This window comes from Terriglobia bacterium (assembly GCA_020073495.1).
Taxonomy (GTDB): domain Bacteria; phylum Acidobacteriota; class Terriglobia; order Terriglobales; family Acidobacteriaceae; genus JAIQFD01.
In genome coordinates this window covers 526812-543791 of record JAIQFD010000004.1, presented here as the reverse complement: position 1 = coordinate 543791, position 16980 = coordinate 526812, and the positions used below count along the sequence as shown (strand labels likewise).

Sequence of the window (16980 nt, the reverse complement as noted above, 5' to 3'; positions counted from 1 at the left end):
ACATTACTTTTGAAGGTGTCATCCTGAGCGAGGTGCCGAAGGCACCGAGTCGAAGGACCCCTACCTCACCGCCTCGCGGCTGCGATCATCCACAGCACCGGTACACGGCATCCTGCTTCGCGGCTAGTGCTACTTGCGATTGACGGGAACCTTGAGGTGGACGGTGAGGTTCGACCGGCTGTCGAACTGGCTGATGGTTTTGTTGTCGCTGCGCTGCCCTTTGTGCTCGGCATACAGGTCGTAGTCCACGTTCGGCGAGAGCCCGTAGAACTGGTAGCTTCCGTCGCTCTGCGCAATGAAGGTCTTCACCGCCAGGGTCTTCATATTCTTCAGATACACGATGGCGTTGGGCAACGGTTGGCCGGCGCCGTCCAGCACCTGCCCCTTCACCGTCTTCACCTGCGGCTCGCGGCCATGGCCGGAGACGCCGGTCTGTGCTGCCATTGCTGACGCAGCCAGCAGCCCAGCCAACACGAGATAAACAGTCTTCCTCACGCATGACCTCCGCGGCCTAGACCGCAACGGTTGGGTTTCTATTCGTTTAGATGCAGCCCAATGTCCACACGCTCGTCGAAATTGACGTGGACCTTGGTCTCCGCGGCCAGCTTGCGTTTGCCGTACTTCAGCTCGGCCCGGACAGTGTATTCGGCCTTCTCGGCGGGAACCCGCAAGGCGAATTCACCCTGGTGATCCGAAACCAGGTCCTCGCCCCCTCTCACCTTCTTGCCGTCGATGCGGCGCACGTGCACGCGGGCGCCATACACGGGCCGGTCGTCTGGTCCGTAGGCCGTCCCGAAGATCAGCGCGTAGGGCGTTTCTTTGGCCGCCGGTCTCTGTGCCAAGGCTGCCCCGGCAGCCAGCAGAGCGCCGAGCAGGGCGATCGCAGTCCAGGCGGAACCGCGCCGCGTCACTCTTCCTCCTCCTCTTCGACTTCCTCTTCTTCTTCCTCTTCCTCCTGGACGCGGGTCAGTTCCAGCGGATCCGTTGTGATGACCTCGAACTCGGTGCCACACTCCGGGCAGGCGACGATTTCGCCTTCATCGACCTCGTCTGCTTCGATGTCCAGGTTACTCTCGCATTCGGGACAAAGGACCATGACCGCCTCCGTATCCTCCTGATAGGTTCGCTCGGCAAAGCCGGTGGATTTCCGGCAAAATCGTCAAACTATATTTAGAATCTCTTCCTGCCAGCGTCAATACCCCGGATAAGGGATCGCATGAGGATTCGATCGATTGTCGTCGTGGCTGCGCTTGTGATGGGATGCTGCGCCGCTTCGGTTGCTCAGCGTGCGGGGCGTCCCACACCGAAGGCCGACTTGGACGCGCAGATCACCGCGGCCTTGAAAGACGTTTCCGCTGCCCACATCCGCGCCAACATCGAGAAACTCGTCAGCTTCGGCAACCGCAACACGCTCTCCTCGAACGACCCCGCCCTCGCTCAGAAGGGAAAGGGCGTGGTTGCCGCGCGCGACTGGATCCGCGCCGAATTCGAGCGTTATTCGAAGGAATGCGGCGGGTGCCTGGATGTCCAGTTGGACACTTTTGTGAACGACCCTGCCGACCGCATCCCCAAGCCCACCGAGATCTCGAACGTCTATGCGGTGCTGCGGGGTACCTCCGATCCGGACCGCATCTACGTCGTCTCCGGTCACTACGACTCGCGCAACAGCGACACCCTCGACATCCACGCCCCCGCCCCCGGCGCCAACGACGACGGCAGTGGTACAGCCGTATCGATCGAATGTGCCCGCGTGCTCAGCAAGCGCAAATTCCCTGCGACCATCATCTTTCTCACCGTCGCCGGAGAGGAGCAGGGCCTGTACGGTAGCCGTCACTTCGCCCAAACGGCCATGTCCAAAGGCTGGAAGATCGACGCCGTCCTCAACAACGACATCGTGGGCGGCGACAGGAACAAGGGCCAGGACCCGAACATCGTGCGCGTGTTTTCCGAGGGCGTTCCCACCGCCGCGAACGAGAAGGATCTCCGCCTCATCCGTGCCTTGGGCGGCGAGAACGATTCCCCCTCGCGCCAGCTGGCTCGCTACGTCCGCGAGACCGCCAGGAAGTATCTCCCTGGCCGTTTTGGCCCCAAAATGGTCTTGCGGCGCGACCGCTACCTCCGAGGCGGGGATCACATCTCATTTAACGAGGCCGGCTATGCCGCCGTCCGCTTTACGGAATACCGCGAAGATCACAATCATCAACATCAGAACCTTCGCACCGAAAACGGCATCGAATATGGAGACCTGCCGAAGTTCGTGGACTTCGACTATGTGGCCAATGTGGCCCGGCTGAACGCGGCTGTGCTGGCTTCCCTGGCTTCGGCGCCCGCAGCGCCGGGCAAGGTCCGGCTTCTGACCAGGAATCTGGAAAACGATTCCACCATCGAGTGGGAGGCGTCGCCGGCCGCGACTGGCTACGAGGTCCTGTGGCGGCCGACCACCGCACCGGAGTGGGAGAACGTGGAACCGGTCGGCAACGTGACCCATGCCGCGCTGCCCCGCTCCAAGGACAACGTCTTTTTCGCCGTCCGGTCGGCCGATAAGCAGGGTCACCGCAGCTTGCCCGTGGTCCCAGAGCCGGAGCGGTGAACCAGGGACGCTGTGTCAGGGCACGGCTTTAGCCGTGCTGTAACGATCGTAACGAGAATGCGGCTTTAGCCGCTGGGATTCGCCCTTTAGGAAGAGAATGCCCATACGTCCAACCCGTTTTCGCAGTGGCGGCAGCATGCCGCTGAGCTTTCCCCCGTTCACCAAGGCGGTCAAATGGCTCATCCTCATCAACACCGCCATTTTCGTTCTTGCCAAGTTTCTTCGGGCTGTGATGCCGGGGGTAGCCGCCTATTTGGATTATGGCGAGCTAGTTCCGGCGGCCGTCGTCCACGGTCATGTTTACCAGCTTCTGACCTACTCGTTTCTTCACAGCGGTCTTGGGCACATCTTCTTCAACATGCTGACGCTGTGGTTCATCGGCGCGCTGCTCGAGTCGGACCGTGGAACGCGCTGGTTCCTCCAGCTCTACTTCGTGGGCGTGATTGGCGCAGCGCTCACCACCATCGCGCTCGCTTATATAGGGTTTCTGCGCCTCCGGCCCGACACTGCGACCGTCGGCGCATCCGGCGCCATCTATGCCCTGCTGATCGGCGTCGCCGTCCTCATGGGCGAGATGGAATTCTGGATGTTCCCGCTTCCCTTCCACATCAAGGCCAAGTACATGGCCGCTATCTGGATCCTGATCGCGCTGCTTGGGTCGCTGAGCGGCGGCGGCGACATCGCCTATGTCGCGCACCTGGGCGGCATCTTCTTCGGCTACGGATTCGTAAAGCTGTTCCCCCGGCGCGCTCCTGTGGGCTCCGCGTCGGAGAAGTATTTCGGCCTGCGCAACTGGTATTACCGCTGGAAGCGCCGCCGCGCCACCCGCAAGTTCGAGGTCTACATGCGCAAGCACGACCGCACCGTTTACTTCGACGAGTACGGCAATTACATCGGTCCGGGGAACGACAAGGACTCCGACAAGGGCGACGGCGAGCACCGCGGGCCATGGGTCAATTGATTGCGCTTGGCGAGCGGGAGCCCGCAATCATCCTGAGCGGCTTTAGCTGCGAAGGAACTCTACAGGTATTTGATCAGAACCACTTCGTTGTGCCTCTCGTTGTAGATCAGCTCATCCACGATGCTGCTGGCCAGCAGGATGCCGAACCCACCCGGACGCAGCCCTTTCTCTTCGCGCACCTTCATATGCGCCGTGGGGTCGCCGGGATGGGCCACAGCGGCGTGCTCCAGGTGCTTGAACGTGAACCCTGCACCCGGATCTGCGATGCGGTACATCAGCATTTTGTTCGCGCGCAGGTAGGCGATCCGCACCTTGCGTGTGGGGTCGAACCGCCCACCCCACTCCACGGCGTTGAGCAGCATCTCGCGGAACGCCTGGCCGACCGAGTCGCGCACTTCCTCCGGCAGGTCGCCCCTTACCTGGCTCATGAACGTCGTGATGCGCTCCGCCGTCGGGCGGTGGCAGGGCACCAGGAGTTCCACCCAGTGCGGCTTGGCTGAGATCACCTCGATCGGAGGGACGTTCTCGTTCAGCGCGTTCCCCACCATCTGTACCAGCGCCCGCAGCGAGAACGGCTTGGGCACGAACTGGTACACCTGCTCCCGCATCGCTTGCAGCACCGTCTCCTGCGCCGTGTCCGCGGTGATCACGATGACCTTCGGCTTGTGCGACGTCTTCTGCAGCCTCTCCATCACCTCGAAGCCGTCCATGATGGGCATGCGGATGTCGAGAATCAGCAGGTCGTAGTGCCGGCGTTCCAGTTCATCCAGCGCTTCCCGGCCGTTGAACGCCGTGGCCGCCTGGAACCCGGCCTGGTCTACCAGCTTGGCCAGCGCCGTCGCCAGCGTGACGTCGTCCTCGGCGATCAGCACCTTCTTCGCTTTGGGTACGGTTTCCGTGCTCATGTAGCGCGCATTTTGCTCTGAAACGCAGTCTGCCGCAAGCGGGCCCTTGCTATCATTTCGCTAGGGCGCAGGCGTGGCGTCCCACTGGAGTTCGTCCATCCGCTCGGTCACCGATTCCATATCGCAGAGCAGCCCCATCCGCTGCCAGCAGCGATGGACATCGGGATCCTCGTGCGCTTCGCTCCGTGTCTGCTCCGACTTCCAGTACCGCAGGTGGATAAAGCGACGCGGATTCTTTCGGTCTCGGTACAGCAGGTCGCGGCTGTAATTCTTTCGCCGTAGCATGGAATAGAACTCTCGCACGGTCGCGAGGAGCTCGTCTTCCTTCCCTTCATGGGCCACAAAAATGGCCATGGCCAGGATATCCATTTGTTCTCTCCGTTAGTGCTTTTTCCGCTCGGGCAGCGGTCGCAGCCGCGGAACGCGGCGCCGGTCCGGCGGCCCGGTGTCCGCTGCGCCCACCACGTGCAGCCGCATGAAATTCGTCGAGCCGGACGATCGCTGCGTGCCGGCTACGATCCCCATCACGTCCCCGGGATGCACCGCGCCGATCCCCAACAGCTCGTTTTCGGCCACCCGCAACATGTCTTCGGCCGAAGGTGCGTGCTCGCACAACGTCGGTTGCACGCCCCACAACATGGTCATCCGGTTGCACACTGCCTGGTTCGCGGTGAAAGCGAAGATGTGCGCTTTGGGCCGGAATTTCGAGATTAGCCGCGCTGTCGTGCCTGTCTCCGTGAACACGGCGATGGCCCGCATCTCCAGGTCCTGCGCCGCATGCGCCACCGATTCGCAGATCGTCTCCTGGATGGAGAGCCGCCGCACGTTGCTCAGCCTGCGGTGCGGGATCTGCTCCAGGATGTGGCTTTCCGACTCGGCGATGATCCTCGCCATCATGGCCACGGCCTCGCGGGGATATTTCCCGCTGGCGGACTCCGCCGACAGCATCACCGCATCCGACCCGTCGAAGATCGCGTTCGCCACATCGCTGGCTTCGGCGCGTGTCGGCCGCGGATTCTCCACCATGGACTCCAGCATCTGCGTCGCCGTGATCACCGGCTTCCGCCACTCCGACGCCCGGCGGATGATGTGCTTTTGCATCACCGGCACCTTCTCCGCCGGCACCTCCACACCCAGGTCGCCGCGCGCCACCATCACCCCATCGGCGGCGTCAAAGATCTCTTCCAGGTGCTCGATGGCCTGGGGCTTTTCCAGCTTCGCGATCACCGGGACGCTTCCGCCCTTCGCGGCGATGTACTTCTTGGCCGCCAGCACGTCGTCCGCCGTGCGGATGAAGGACACCGCCACCGCGTCCACATCGTGCTTCAGCCCGAAGGCCAGGTCCACCATGTCCTTTTCCGAGAGCGAGGGTACGCTCATCGCGGTGCCCGGCAGGTTGATGCCCTTGTGCTCGCCCAGCATCCCGCCGTTCACCACCTCGCAGGCGACGTCGGCGCCGCGCACCGCTCTCACCCGCAGTTCGATGAGTCCGTCCGCCAGCAGGATCCGCGACCCCGGCTCCACATCCCGTGCCAGGTTCGGATACGTGGTCGCGAGCAGCGTCGCCGTGCCCGCGATGTCGCGCGGCGTGATGGTGACGTGCGACCCCGCCTTCAGCGCCACTGGCGTGCGTTGCTTCAGCCGTCCGGTGCGGATCTTCGGCCCTTGCAGGTCTTGCAGGATGCAGATCGGCCGGCCTTCTTTTTCCGCCGCCTTCCGTACTCGCTCGATCACCCGCGCGTGCTCCTCGTGCGTCCCGTGCGAGAAGTTCAGGCGCGCCACGTCCATGCCCAACCGCATCAGCTCGCGCAGCATCGCCTCCGAGCTGCTCGACGGCCCGATGGTGCAAACGATCTTTGCCTTGCGCCAGGAGCGCGGCTGCGTGTTCCCCGCCCCCGCACCTCTGGCCTGTTCCTGGGTTCCATTCAGTCTCATCAGTGTCTGACTAGCGTACCTGAAGTTCCTGCTCTTGTACCGGAGGATCCCCGTTGGACAGCACTGTCTTGGGGAACACTTGCGCGTTGAACTCCGCCCCCAGCAGGACGATCACCGCGATGATGTACATCCACACCAGCAGCGCGATGCTGGTCGCCAGCGACCCGTAGATGATGCTGTAAGTCGAGAAGTGCCGCAGGTACCAGCCGAACAGGTAGGTCGCCGGGAACCACAGCGCCGTCGCCAGTCCTGCGCCCGGCAACGCGTTATGCCACGGGTCGGTCCGCGGGATCGCCCAGTGATAAATGAGCTGCAGCACCGCCACGCTGGTCGCTACCGCGATCAGCCATCGTCCGAACGTCCACAGCGCCAGGATGTAGAAGCCAAACTCATGGCCGCCGTGGAACACCATCCAGGTCTCGATCTGGTTCCCGAAGACCACCAGCACGGTCGCGAACAGCATGGGAACGAATGTCAAGAAGACGAGGAAGAATGCGACCAACCTCTCTTTCACCAGCCCCCACGTCTTGGGCAACCCGAAAGCCTTGCGGAATCCCTCCATCCACGAGATGAAGATGCCGGAGGCCGTCCACAGTGTGATCAGCGAGGTGGGGATCAGCGTGCCCAGCGGGCGGTGCTGCGCAGTCTCGAAGTAGCGCATCGCCGTGCCCCCGCCGGAGGGCAGGATCTGGCCGATGGCGTACGACACCTGGAGGACGTACTCGCCCGTCCCTTCCGTCGCCGCCGCAATGGAGGCCACCACCAGCAGCGCCGGGAACAGCGTCAGGATCGACGAGTACGCCGCTGCCTTGGCGATGGCAAACACGTCGTGCTGCAGCGACTTCCATAGCGCCATTCGCAGTGGCCGTAGGATTCGCACCATAGGCCGAACTAGGGTATCGGAACCCTTGCCCCTTTGTCAGTTACCGTCTTCGAGCCTCACAACGCGACGCGGGGGCTTTCGCCCCCGCGCTGACGACTGTTTCTAGCTTGTCCTGAGCGAAGCGAAGGAACTGCCGGCCGACGACTATTCGGCCGCCATTTCTTCCGTTTCGCCTTCGTGCCGCAGCAGCTCCAGCGCGCGCTCGGCTTCCTCGTATTCGCGCGAGACCTGCTCCTGCACCTTGGCCGCCTGCTCCTCGAGCTCGGGCGACAGGCGCACGTTGCGGTAGTACTCCATGCCCGTGCCCGCCGGGATCAGGCGTCCGACGATCACGTTTTCCTTCAGGCCGCGCAGGTGGTCCACCGCGCCCTGGATCGACGCCTCGGTCAGCACGCGCGTCGTCTCCTGGAACGAGGCCGCGGAGATGAACGAATCCGTCGAAAGCGACGCCTTGGTGATGCCCAGCAGCAGCGGACGGCCCGTGGCCGGCTTGCTGCCCTGTGCGATCACCCGTTCGTTCTCCTCGCGGAAGCGGAATTTGTCCACCTGTTGCTCCAGCAGGAACTGGGTGTCGCCCACGTCCTCCACCTTCACCCAGCGCATCATCTGGCGCACGATCACCTCGATATGCTTGTCCGAGATGTTCACGCCCTGCAGCCGGTAGACCTCCTGGATCTCGTTCACCAGGTAGGACTGGAGTTCCTTCTCGCCCAGCACCGCCAGGATGTCGTGCGGGTTGAGCGGCCCGTCCATCAGCGGCTCGCCCGCGCGCACGCGCTCGCCTTCCTGCACGTTCACGTGCACGCCACGCGGCACCTGGTACTCCTTCTCCGTGCCGTTGTCAGCCACCACGTGGATCTTGCGGTAGCCTTTGGTGATCTCGCCGAACTTGACCGCGCCGTCGATCTCGCTGATGACCGCGGTTTCGCGCGGCTTGCGCGCCTCGAACAGCTCCACCACGCGCGGCAGGCCGCCCGTGATGTCCTTGGTCTTGGTGGTTTCGCGCGGGATCTTGGCCAGCACGTCGCCCGGATACACCGTGTCGCCGTCCTGCACCATGAGGTGGGCGCGTGACGGCATCAGGTACCGCTTGTTGGTCTTGCCCTTCACCACGATGGCCGGCTGGCGCTTCTCATCCGGTGATTCCGCGACCACGTGCCGCGACAGGCCCGTGACCTCGTCCACTTCTTCGTGCAGCGTGATGCCTTCCTGCAGGTCCTTGAAGGTCGCCGTGCCCCCGATCTCGGTCAGGATCGAGAACGTGTACGGGTCCCATTCAACCAGCACCTGGCCCATGGCGACCTGCGCTCCTTCTTCGACCTTGACCTTGGCGCCGTACACCACCGAGTAGCGCTCCTTCTCGCGCAACTTGTCGTCCAGCACGGTGATGGAACCGTTGCGGTTCATCACCACCAGGTGGCCTTCCTTGGCGCGCACCGTCTGCATGTTGACGAAGCGCACCGTGCCATTGTTCTTGGCCTCCAGGCGCGACTGCTCGCTCACCCGCGACGCCGTTCCACCGATGTGGAAGGTGCGCATGGTGAGCTGCGTGCCCGGTTCGCCGATGGACTGCGCCGCAATGACGCCGGTAGCCTCGCCCAGTTCGACCAGGCGCCCGGACGCCAGGTTGCGTCCGTAGCAGGCCACGCACACCCCGCGTTTCGATTCGCAGGTCAGTACCGAACGGATCTTCACCCGCTCGATGCCGGCATCCTGGATCGCTCCCGCCAGGTCTTCGGTGACCTCCTGGTTCACGTCCACGATGACGTTGCCTTCGTAGTCCTTGATCTTCTCCAGCGACACGCGGCCTACGATGCGGTCGCGCAGCGGCTCGATGATCTCGCCGGACTCGACGATACTGCCGACGTAGATGCCGTCCAGCGTGCCGCAGTCGCCCTCGCTCACGATCACGTCCTGGGCCACGTCCACCAGGCGGCGGGTCAAGTAGCCCGAGTCCGCCGTCTTCAGCGCCGTGTCAGCCAGGCCCTTGCGCGCGCCGTGGGTCGAGATGAAGTACTCCAGCACCGTCAGCCCCTCGCGGAAGTTTGCCGTGATGGGGTGTTCGATGATCTCGCCCGACGGCTTGGCCATCAGGCCGCGCATACCCGAGAGCTGGCGAATCTGCTGTTTCGATCCGCGGGCGCCCGAGTCCGCCATGACGTAGATGGGGTTGATCTGCCCCGTCTTGTCCTGGTCTTGCATCACGCTGAACATCTCGTCCGCCACCAGCTCGGTGACGTTCGACCAGATCTCGATCACTTTGTTGTAGCGCTCGCCGTTGGTGATGGCGCCGTCCAGGTACTGCTGCTGCACGGCGATCACCTGCTTCTCGGCGTTCTTCACCAGGTCCACTTTGTCCTTGGGGATGAGCATGTCGTCGATGCCGATCGACAGGCCCGCCCGCGTCGCGAACTGGAAGCCCAGGTCCTTGATGCCATCCAGCATCTTCACCGTGGTCTCCAGCCCGAAGCGCAGGTAGCAGTAGTTCACCAGCGCTCCGATACCCTTCTTCTTCAGCAGGCCGTTGATGTACGGGAAGCCTTCCGGCAGGTGATCGTTCAGGATCACGCGCCCGACCGTGGTGTTGATGAAGTTGCGCTCGAATTTGACCGGCTCGGTGTGCAGCACGTCCTGGTCGTCGTACGCGGTCGTGAGGTCGATGACCTCGCCCGTGTAACGAAGACGGACCGGCGTCAGCGTCTCGACCTCCTTCGCTTCCAGCGCCAGCAGCACCTCGTCGATGTTGGCAAAGGCGCGGCCTTCACCCTTGGCGCCCTGCTTGGACTTGGTCAGGTAGTAGAGGCCGAGCACCATGTCCTGCGTGGGCACCGTGATGGGCTGCCCGGACGCCGGCGACAGGATGTTGTGCGAGCTCAGCATGAGCACGCTGGCCTCGATCTGCGCCTCCGGCGACAGCGGAATGTGGACCGCCATCTGGTCGCCGTCGAAGTCGGCGTTGAATGCCGTGCACACCAGCGGGTGGATCTTGATCGCCTTGCCTTCCACCAGCACCGGCTCGAAGGCCTGGATGCCCAGCCGGTGCAGCGTGGGAGCGCGGTTCAGCAGCACCGGGTGGTCCTTGATGACCTCTTCCAGGATGTCCCAGACCACCGGCACCTGCTGTTCCACCATCTCCTTCGCCTGCTTGATGGTGGTGCACTGGCCGGTCTGTTCCAGCCGGTGGTAGATGAACGGCTTGAACAGCTCCAGCGCCATCTTCTTGGGCAGGCCGCACTGGTGCAGCTTCAGCTCGGGGCCGACCACGATGACCGAGCGGCCCGAGTAATCCACGCGCTTGCCCAGCAGGTTCTGGCGGAAGCGGCCCTGCTTGCCCTTGAGCGTGTCGGAAAGCGACTTGAGCGGTCGGTTGTTGGCCCCGCGCAGCACCCGGCCGCGCCGGCCGTTATCGAACAGCGCGTCCACCGCCTCTTGCAGCATGCGCTTCTCGTTGCGCACGATGACTTCGGGCGCGTGCAGGTCCATCAGCTTCTTCAGCCGGTTATTGCGGTTGATCACCCTCCGGTACAGGTCGTTCAGGTCGCTGGTGGCGAACCGCCCGCCATCCAGAGGCACCAGGGGACGCAGCTCCGGCGGGATCACCGGGATCACGTCCAGGATCATCCACTGCGGCTTGTTCCCGCTCTTGCGGAAGGCCTCGACCACCTTCAAGCGCTTGGCGTACTTCAACCGCTTCTGCACCGAGGTCTCGTGCTTCATCTTCTCCCGCAGTTCGGCGGAGAGGGTCTCGACCTCGACCCGCTTGAGCAGCTCTTTGATCGCCTCGGCGCCCATCATGGCCTTGAAGCCCGTGGGCCGGTACTGCTGATCGAGCTCGCGGAAGCGCGCCTCTTCCTTGATGATCTCGCGGTCTTTCACCGGCGCATCGCCCGGCTCCACCGTTACGTAGGCCTCAAAGTACAGCACCGACTCCAGGTCCCGCAGCGAGATGTCGAGCAGGTGCCCGATGCGGCTCGGTAGGCCCTTGAAGAACCACACGTGCGAGCACGGCGAGGCCAGCTCGATGTGTCCCAGCCGCTCGCGCCGCACCTTCGACAGCGTGACCTCGACGCCGCACTTGTCGCAGATCACCCCGCGGTGCTTCATCCGCTTGTACTTTCCGCACAGGCACTCCCAGTCCGTGACCGGACCGAAGATGCGGGCGCAGAACAGGCCGTCCCGCTCCGGCTTGAAGGTGCGGTAGTTGATCGTTTCCGGCTTCGTCACTTCTCCGTGGGACCAGCTCCGGATCTTCTCCGGCGACGCCAGGCTGATGCGGATCGAGTCGAAGTCCGTGATGGTATTCCCCAGATCGAACGGGCTCGTGCGGTACAAGGTGTCCTCCGTTTGCGACGCCTACGCGCGCCGCCAGCGGCTCCATCAAGAAGTGCTTAATACTCAGCACTCAGATCCTGCCGCCCGTCGTTGAGGAGCCAGAACAACGGGCGCTGCGAATTCAAAATTCTGTCCGGGTCGTCCGTCGCTGCCGACGGGCGACCCTCGGCTAATCCGCCGCTGCCGGCGCCGCCGGTTTCTTCTGCGTGATGATCAGCTCCACGTCCAGGCACAGCGACTGCAGCTCGCGGATGAGCACGTTGAACGACTCCGGCACACCCGGCTCGATCGCCGCCTCGCCCTTGACGATGGCCTCGTAGATCTTCGTGCGGCCATACACGTCGTCGGACTTGGCGGTCAGCAGCTCTTGCAGGATGTACGCCGCGCCGTAGGCTTCCAGCGCCCAGACTTCCATTTCCCCGAAGCGCTGTCCGCCGAACTGCGCCTTGCCGCCCAGCGGCTGCTGCGTGATCAGCGAGTACGGGCCGATGGACCGGGCGTGGATCTTGTCGTCCACCAGGTGCGACAGCTTGAGCATGTAGATGTAGCCCACGGTGACCGGCTGTTCGAACTTCTCGCCCGTCATGCCGTCGTAGAGGTCCGTCTTGCCCGACGTCGGCAGCCCCGCCTCTTCCAGCAGCGCCTTGATCTCGTGCTCTTTCGCGCCGTCGAACACCGGCGATGCGAAGTAGGCGCCCTTCTCCATGCCCTTGCCGATGGATTCCACCTGGTCGTCGTCCAAGTCGGCGAGTTCGTCCACGAACGGCGTGCCCTTGAAGATGTTCTTCAGTTCGCGCCGGATCATCTCCGCGCGCGAGTTCTCCTTCATCAGACGGCTGATGCGCGCGCCCAGCTCGTGGCCCGCCCAACCCAGATGCGTTTCCAGGATCTGTCCCACGTTCATGCGGCTGGGGACGCCCAGCGGGTTCAGCACGATCTCCACCGGCGTGCCGTCCGACAGGTACGGCATGTCCTCGTCCGGCAGGATGCGCGCGATCACGCCCTTGTTCCCGTGACGGCCCGCCATCTTGTCGCCCACGCTCAGCTTGCGCTTCATGGCGATGTACACCTTCACCAGCTTGATGACGCCCGGCGGCAACTCATCGCCCTTTTGCAGCTTCGCGATCTTCTCGTTGACGATCTTGCGCAGCACGTCGATCTGCCGCGAGGTCATCTCCTCGATCTCGTCGATCTGCTCGTTGACCCGCGGGTCTTTGTCCGCGAACTTGATGCGCTTCAGGTTGCGCGTCGAGATGCGCTCGATGGTCTCCCGGTCCAGCACCGTCCCCTTGGTCAGCAGGCGCTTGTTGGTGCGCTCGTCGTGCAGGTCGGCCTGCACTTCCTTGTTGCCCAGGATCGCTTCCAGGCGCTTCAACCGCTCGTCGGTCAGGATCCGGATCTCGTCCGAGAGGTTCTTCTCCAGCTTCTCGACCTGCATCGCCTCGATCGACTTGGCGCGCTCGTCCTTCTCCTGCCCCTTGCGGGAGAAGATCTTCACGTCCACGATCGTGCCCTCGATGCCCGGCGGGCAGGTCAGCGACGCGTCGCGCACGTCCCCGGCCTTCTCGCCGAAGATGGCGCGCAGCAGCTTCTCTTCCGGCGTGAGCTGGGTCTCGCCCTTGGGCGTGACCTTGCCCACCAGGATGTCGCCCGCCTTCACCGTCGCGCCGATGCGGATGATGCCGCTCTCGTCCAGGTCGCGCAGCGCCGACTCGCTCACGTTCGGGATGTCGCGCGTGATCTCTTCCGGTCCCAGCTTCGTGTCGCGCGCCTCGATCTCGAACTCTTCGATGTGGATCGAAGTGTAGTAGTCCTCTTTCACCAGTTTTTCCGAGACCAGGATCGCGTCCTCGAAGTTGTAGCCGCGCCACGGCATGAAGGCGACCAGCACGTTGCGGCCCAGCGCCAGCTCTCCGTGATCGGTGCACGGGCCGTCGGCCACCACGTGTCCCTTGGCCACGCGCTGACCTTTCTTCACGATCGGCTTCTGGTTGATGCAGGTGTTCTGGTTGGAGCGCTTGAACTTGGTCAGCGTGTAGATGTCGCTGCCCACCTCGCGGGAGAGCTGCCCCGGATGGTGCTCGCCCTCGACGCGCACGATCACGCGCTCGGAGTCCACCGAATCCACGATGCCGGCGCGCCGCGCCAGCACCACCGCGCCCGAATCGCGCGCCGTTACGCCTTCCATGCCCGTGCCCACCAGCGGCGCTTCCGCCCGCAGCAGCGGCACCGACTGGCGCTGCATGTTCGCGCCCATCAATGCGCGGTTCGCGTCGTCATGCTCCAGGAACGGCACCAGCGACGCCGCCACGCTCACCAGTTGCTTCGGGCTGACGTCGATGTAGTCCACCTCGTCCCGCGGCACCAGCACGAAGTTGCCTGCCTTGCGCGCGTTCACCAGCTCGGCGACCACCTTGCCCTTGTCGTCCAGCTCCACGTTCGCCTGCGCGATCACGTGCCGGTCCTCCTCCCACGCGGAAAGGTAGAAGGAGTACGGCTCGAAATCGATCTGCCGGCGCCGCCGTTCCTTCAGGTCGGCGTTGGACTTCTGCACGTCGTGCTTCTCGATGTGGTCGCCCACGCGGTGATCGCTGTCGCCCGCGTTCACGACGGTCACGAAGTCGAGCACGCGTCCGGACTTCACCCGCCGGTACGGCGACTCGATGAACCCGTAGTCATTGATCCGCGCGTAGCACGACAGCGACGAGATCAGGCCGATGTTCGGGCCTTCCGGCGTCTCGATGGGGCAGATGCGCCCGTAGTGCGTCGGGTGCACGTCTCGCACCTCGAATCCCGCGCGCTCGCGGCTCAACCCGCCCGGACCCAGCGCGGAGAGGCGCCGCTTGTGCGTGATCTCCGACAGCGGGTTGGTCTGGTCCATGAACTGCGAGAGCTGCGAGCTCCCGAAGAACTCGCGGATCGCCGCCATCACCGGCTTGGCGTTCACCAGGTCGTGCGGCATGGCCGTCGACATCTCCTGGTACACGCTCATCTTTTCCTTGATGGCGCGTTCCATGCGCACCAGGCCGATGCGGAACTGGTTCTCCAGCAGCTCGCCCACCGCGCGCACGCGGCGGTTGCCCAGGTGATCGATGTCGTCCACGGTGCCGATGCTCTTGCGCAGCTTCAGCAGGTAGCGGATCGTCCCGTAAAAGTCCTCGGGCTCCAGCGTGCGGTTGTCCAGGTTCGTGGCGTCGTTCTTCTCGAACAGCTTGATGTTGAACTTCAGCCGGCCCACGCGAGAGAAGTCGTACTTCCGCGGATCGAAGAACATGCCGTGGAAGAGCGAGGTCGCGGTGTCCAGCGTTGGCGGGTCGCCCGGCCGCAGCTTGCGGTAGATCTCGATCAGCGCTTCCTGCGGCGTCTTGACGTTGTCGCGGCGCAGGGTCGCCGACAGCACCGTGCCCACGTCGTCGCGCTCGGGGAAGAACACGTGGATCTCGGCGATGCCGGCGTCCATCAGCTTGGCCAGCTTGTCGGCCGTGATCTCCGAATTCGACTCCAGCAGGACCTCGCCCGTGTTCGTGTCCACGATGTCGGCCGCGGTGTACGCGCCTTCCAGGTCGGTCGCGTCCACCTCGACCTCGGTGAGCTTCGCCTTCTGGATCTCTTTCAGGATGGCGGGCGTGATCTTGCGGCCAGAGTGCGCGATCTCCTCGCCCGACTTCGACTTGATGCTGTGCGCCAGCTTCAGCCCCAGCAGGTTCGTCGCCCGCTCCACGCCCGGCTCCAGCGTCCAATAGAGCTTCTTTTCCTTCAGCGCGATCTTGTCCACCGTGTAGAACGTGCGCAGGATGTCCTCATCCGAGCGCAGCCCCAGCGCGCGCAGGAAGATGGTGCCCAGGAACTTCCGCTTGCGGTCGATGCGAACGTACAGGATGTTCTTCTGGTCGTACTCGAATTCCACCCAGCTCCCGCGGTAGGGGATGATCTTGCCCAGGAAGTAAGTCCGGTTGTTGGCGGTCTCGAAGAACACTCCCGGCGAGCGGTGCAACTGGCTGACGATCACGCGCTCCGTGCCGTTGATGATGAACGTGCCGTTCTGCGTCATCAGCGGGATGTCGCCGAAGAAGACTTCCTGCTCCTTGATGTCGCGGATCGACTTGTTGCCGGTCTCCGGGTCCTTTTCGAAGATGGTCAGGCGGATGGTGACCTTCAGCGGCGCGGAGTAGGTCATGCCGCGCTCTTCGCACTCGGTCACGTCGTACTTCAGTTGCAGGCCCACCGGGTCGCCGCACTTGTTGCAGAAGTCCGGTGTGTTGGCGTTGTAGGTCCCGCACTTGGTGCACAGCACCTCGCCCGGGTGGAACGGGTCGGTGATCACCGTCGAGCCGCAGTTCCGGCAGGTGGTGCGCAGGTGGTGCAGCCCCTTCAGGTGGCCGCACTTGCACTCCCAGTTCCCGATGGCATAGTCCACGAACTGGAGTTCCGACACCTTGCGGAAATCCTCGATGGGGAAAACGGACTGGAAGACCGCCTGCAATCCCGCATCGTCGCGCTCGCTGGGCAGCCGATCCATCTGCAGAAAGTGATCGTAGGAGCGCTTTTGCACCTCGATCAGGTTCGGGATCTGGATGGTCGCCGGGATCTTGGAAAAATCGAGCCGCTTGCGGAAGACGTTGCTTTTGTTCGGCATTCCTTACTCCTAAGTTGTGTCCCCTTGCGGGACCAGGTCCTGTCTCTCGCCAGGACGAACCGGCCGTCGCAGCCCGGTGAAACTACAGGAAAAAGCACTCGCGCCTGCGGAGACATATCTCCCCGTAGGCGCCGTTCCAGGCGCTCAGCCTTGATTCAATTGTGTGTTTCCGCGCCGTGTGTGCTGGCCTGCCCTTGCCGGCGGTGAGGCCGGCACGAAAAATCTTGTGTGAAGGCGGTAAGGATTAGACGTCCTCGCCACCTCCACGGATTCAGAGTTCGCCTGCTGTGCGATCCTTCGCGCCAAAGGCGCCCAGGATGACCGCGGCGGGCTCAAACGCCCGCCCAACGCGGTCACTTCACCTCGACCGTCGCTCCAGCTTCCGTGAACTTCTTCTTGATCGTCTCGGCCTCATCCTTGGAGACGCCCTCTTTCACTGTCTTGGGGGCGCCATCCACCAGGTCCTTGGCTTCCTTCAGGCCCAGGCTGGTGACTTCGCGGACGGCCTTGATCACGTTGATCTTGTTTGCGCCCACTTCCTTCAGGACGACCGCGAACTCGGTCTTCTCTTCCGCCGGGGCCGCTGCCGCTGCCGCGCCGCCGCCCGCCACCATCACCGGGGCCGCCGCCGCTGCCGAGACGCCGAGACGCTCCTCGAGCTTCTTCACGAGCTGCGCCGCGTCCAACAGGCTCAGCCCTACAATCTGTTCTTCCAACTGCTGCAGATCCGCCATTGTC

The 16980-nt window shown here is 63.7% G+C and carries 12 protein-coding genes; 2 read left to right on the top strand and 10 right to left on the bottom strand.

Annotation, left to right across the window (positions count from 1 at the left end; translation table 11 throughout):
* Positions 1–129: 129 nt before the first annotated feature.
* From LAN37_12840 to LAN37_12830, 3 genes are read right to left on the bottom strand one after another with little or no spacing between them, the layout of a single operon-like run.
* On the bottom strand, positions 130–495 hold the full coding sequence (locus tag LAN37_12840; GenBank protein ID MBZ5648095.1) for a carboxypeptidase-like regulatory domain-containing protein: 366 nt from the start codon (positions 493–495) through the stop codon (positions 130–132).
* A gap of 38 nt (positions 496–533) precedes the next feature.
* Positions 534–911, bottom strand: coding sequence for a carboxypeptidase-like regulatory domain-containing protein (locus LAN37_12835; GenBank protein ID MBZ5648094.1), 378 nt, complete (start codon positions 909–911; stop codon positions 534–536).
* Positions 908–1096, bottom strand: a complete 189-nt coding sequence (locus LAN37_12830; protein ID MBZ5648093.1) for a hypothetical protein — start codon at positions 1094–1096, stop codon at positions 908–910. Before LAN37_12830 ends, LAN37_12835 begins: the two co-directional genes overlap by 4 nt.
* Before the next feature lie 120 nt (positions 1097–1216).
* Here LAN37_12830 and LAN37_12825 point away from each other — a divergent pair, with 120 nt between their 5' ends.
* On the top strand, positions 1217–2590 hold the full coding sequence (locus LAN37_12825; GenBank protein ID MBZ5648092.1) for a M20/M25/M40 family metallo-hydrolase: 1374 nt from the start codon (positions 1217–1219) through the stop codon (positions 2588–2590).
* Between the two features lie 97 nt (positions 2591–2687).
* Complete coding sequence (locus tag LAN37_12820; GenBank protein MBZ5648091.1) at positions 2688–3551, top strand: rhomboid family intramembrane serine protease; 864 nt, start codon at positions 2688–2690, stop codon at positions 3549–3551.
* Between the two features lie 59 nt (positions 3552–3610).
* Here the strand turns inward: LAN37_12820 and LAN37_12815 are convergent, their stop codons facing one another.
* From LAN37_12815 to rplL, 7 genes are all read right to left on the bottom strand, one after another.
* Positions 3611–4456: a response regulator gene (locus LAN37_12815; GenBank protein ID MBZ5648090.1), complete on the bottom strand. Its 846-nt coding sequence runs from the start codon at positions 4454–4456 to the stop codon at positions 3611–3613.
* A 60-nt stretch (positions 4457–4516) separates the two neighbouring features.
* Positions 4517–4825, bottom strand: a complete 309-nt coding sequence (locus LAN37_12810) for an antibiotic biosynthesis monooxygenase (protein ID MBZ5648089.1) — start codon at positions 4823–4825, stop codon at positions 4517–4519.
* 12 nt (positions 4826–4837) lie between these two features.
* Positions 4838–6391: a pyruvate kinase gene (gene pyk, locus LAN37_12805; protein ID MBZ5648088.1), complete on the bottom strand. Its 1554-nt coding sequence runs from the start codon at positions 6389–6391 to the stop codon at positions 4838–4840.
* A gap of 10 nt (positions 6392–6401) precedes the next feature.
* Positions 6402–7274, bottom strand: coding sequence for a YihY/virulence factor BrkB family protein (locus LAN37_12800; GenBank protein ID MBZ5648087.1), 873 nt, complete (start codon positions 7272–7274; stop codon positions 6402–6404).
* 144 nt (positions 7275–7418) lie between these two features.
* Positions 7419–11606, bottom strand: coding sequence for a DNA-directed RNA polymerase subunit beta' (rpoC, locus tag LAN37_12795; protein ID MBZ5648086.1), 4188 nt, complete (start codon positions 11604–11606; stop codon positions 7419–7421).
* A 169-nt stretch (positions 11607–11775) separates the two neighbouring features.
* Entirely contained in the window at positions 11776–16242 is a 4467-nt protein-coding gene (rpoB, locus tag LAN37_12790) for a DNA-directed RNA polymerase subunit beta (GenBank protein ID MBZ5648085.1), read from the bottom strand.
* A gap of 353 nt (positions 16243–16595) precedes the next feature.
* The gene (gene rplL, locus LAN37_12785) at positions 16596–16976 is read right to left on the bottom strand and encodes a 50S ribosomal protein L7/L12 (protein MBZ5648084.1); all 381 of its coding nucleotides are present in this window, start codon (positions 16974–16976) and stop codon (positions 16596–16598) included.
* Positions 16977–16980 lie beyond the last annotated feature (4 nt).

What these genes read in the sequence shown, in the direction of transcription:
- LAN37_12830 (MBZ5648093.1), bottom strand. Translation starts at nt 1,096, where the DNA reads ATGGTCCTTTGTCCCGAATGCGAGAGTAACCTGGACATCGAAGCAGAC.
- LAN37_12825 (MBZ5648092.1), top strand. Translation starts at nt 1,217, where the DNA reads ATGAGGATTCGATCGATTGTCGTCGTGGCTGCGCTTGTGATGGGATGC.
- LAN37_12820 (MBZ5648091.1), top strand. Translation starts at nt 2,688, where the DNA reads ATGCCCATACGTCCAACCCGTTTTCGCAGTGGCGGCAGCATGCCGCTG.
- LAN37_12815 (MBZ5648090.1), bottom strand. Translation starts at nt 4,456, where the DNA reads ATGAGCACGGAAACCGTACCCAAAGCGAAGAAGGTGCTGATCGCCGAG.
- LAN37_12810 (MBZ5648089.1), bottom strand. Translation starts at nt 4,825, where the DNA reads ATGGATATCCTGGCCATGGCCATTTTTGTGGCCCATGAAGGGAAGGAA.
- pyk (MBZ5648088.1), bottom strand. Translation starts at nt 6,391, where the DNA reads ATGAGACTGAATGGAACCCAGGAACAGGCCAGAGGTGCGGGGGCGGGG.
- LAN37_12800 (MBZ5648087.1), bottom strand. Translation starts at nt 7,274, where the DNA reads ATGGTGCGAATCCTACGGCCACTGCGAATGGCGCTATGGAAGTCGCTG.
- rpoB (MBZ5648085.1), bottom strand. Translation starts at nt 16,242, where the DNA reads ATGCCGAACAAAAGCAACGTCTTCCGCAAGCGGCTCGATTTTTCCAAG.
- rplL (MBZ5648084.1), bottom strand. Translation starts at nt 16,976, where the DNA reads ATGGCGGATCTGCAGCAGTTGGAAGAACAGATTGTAGGGCTGAGCCTG.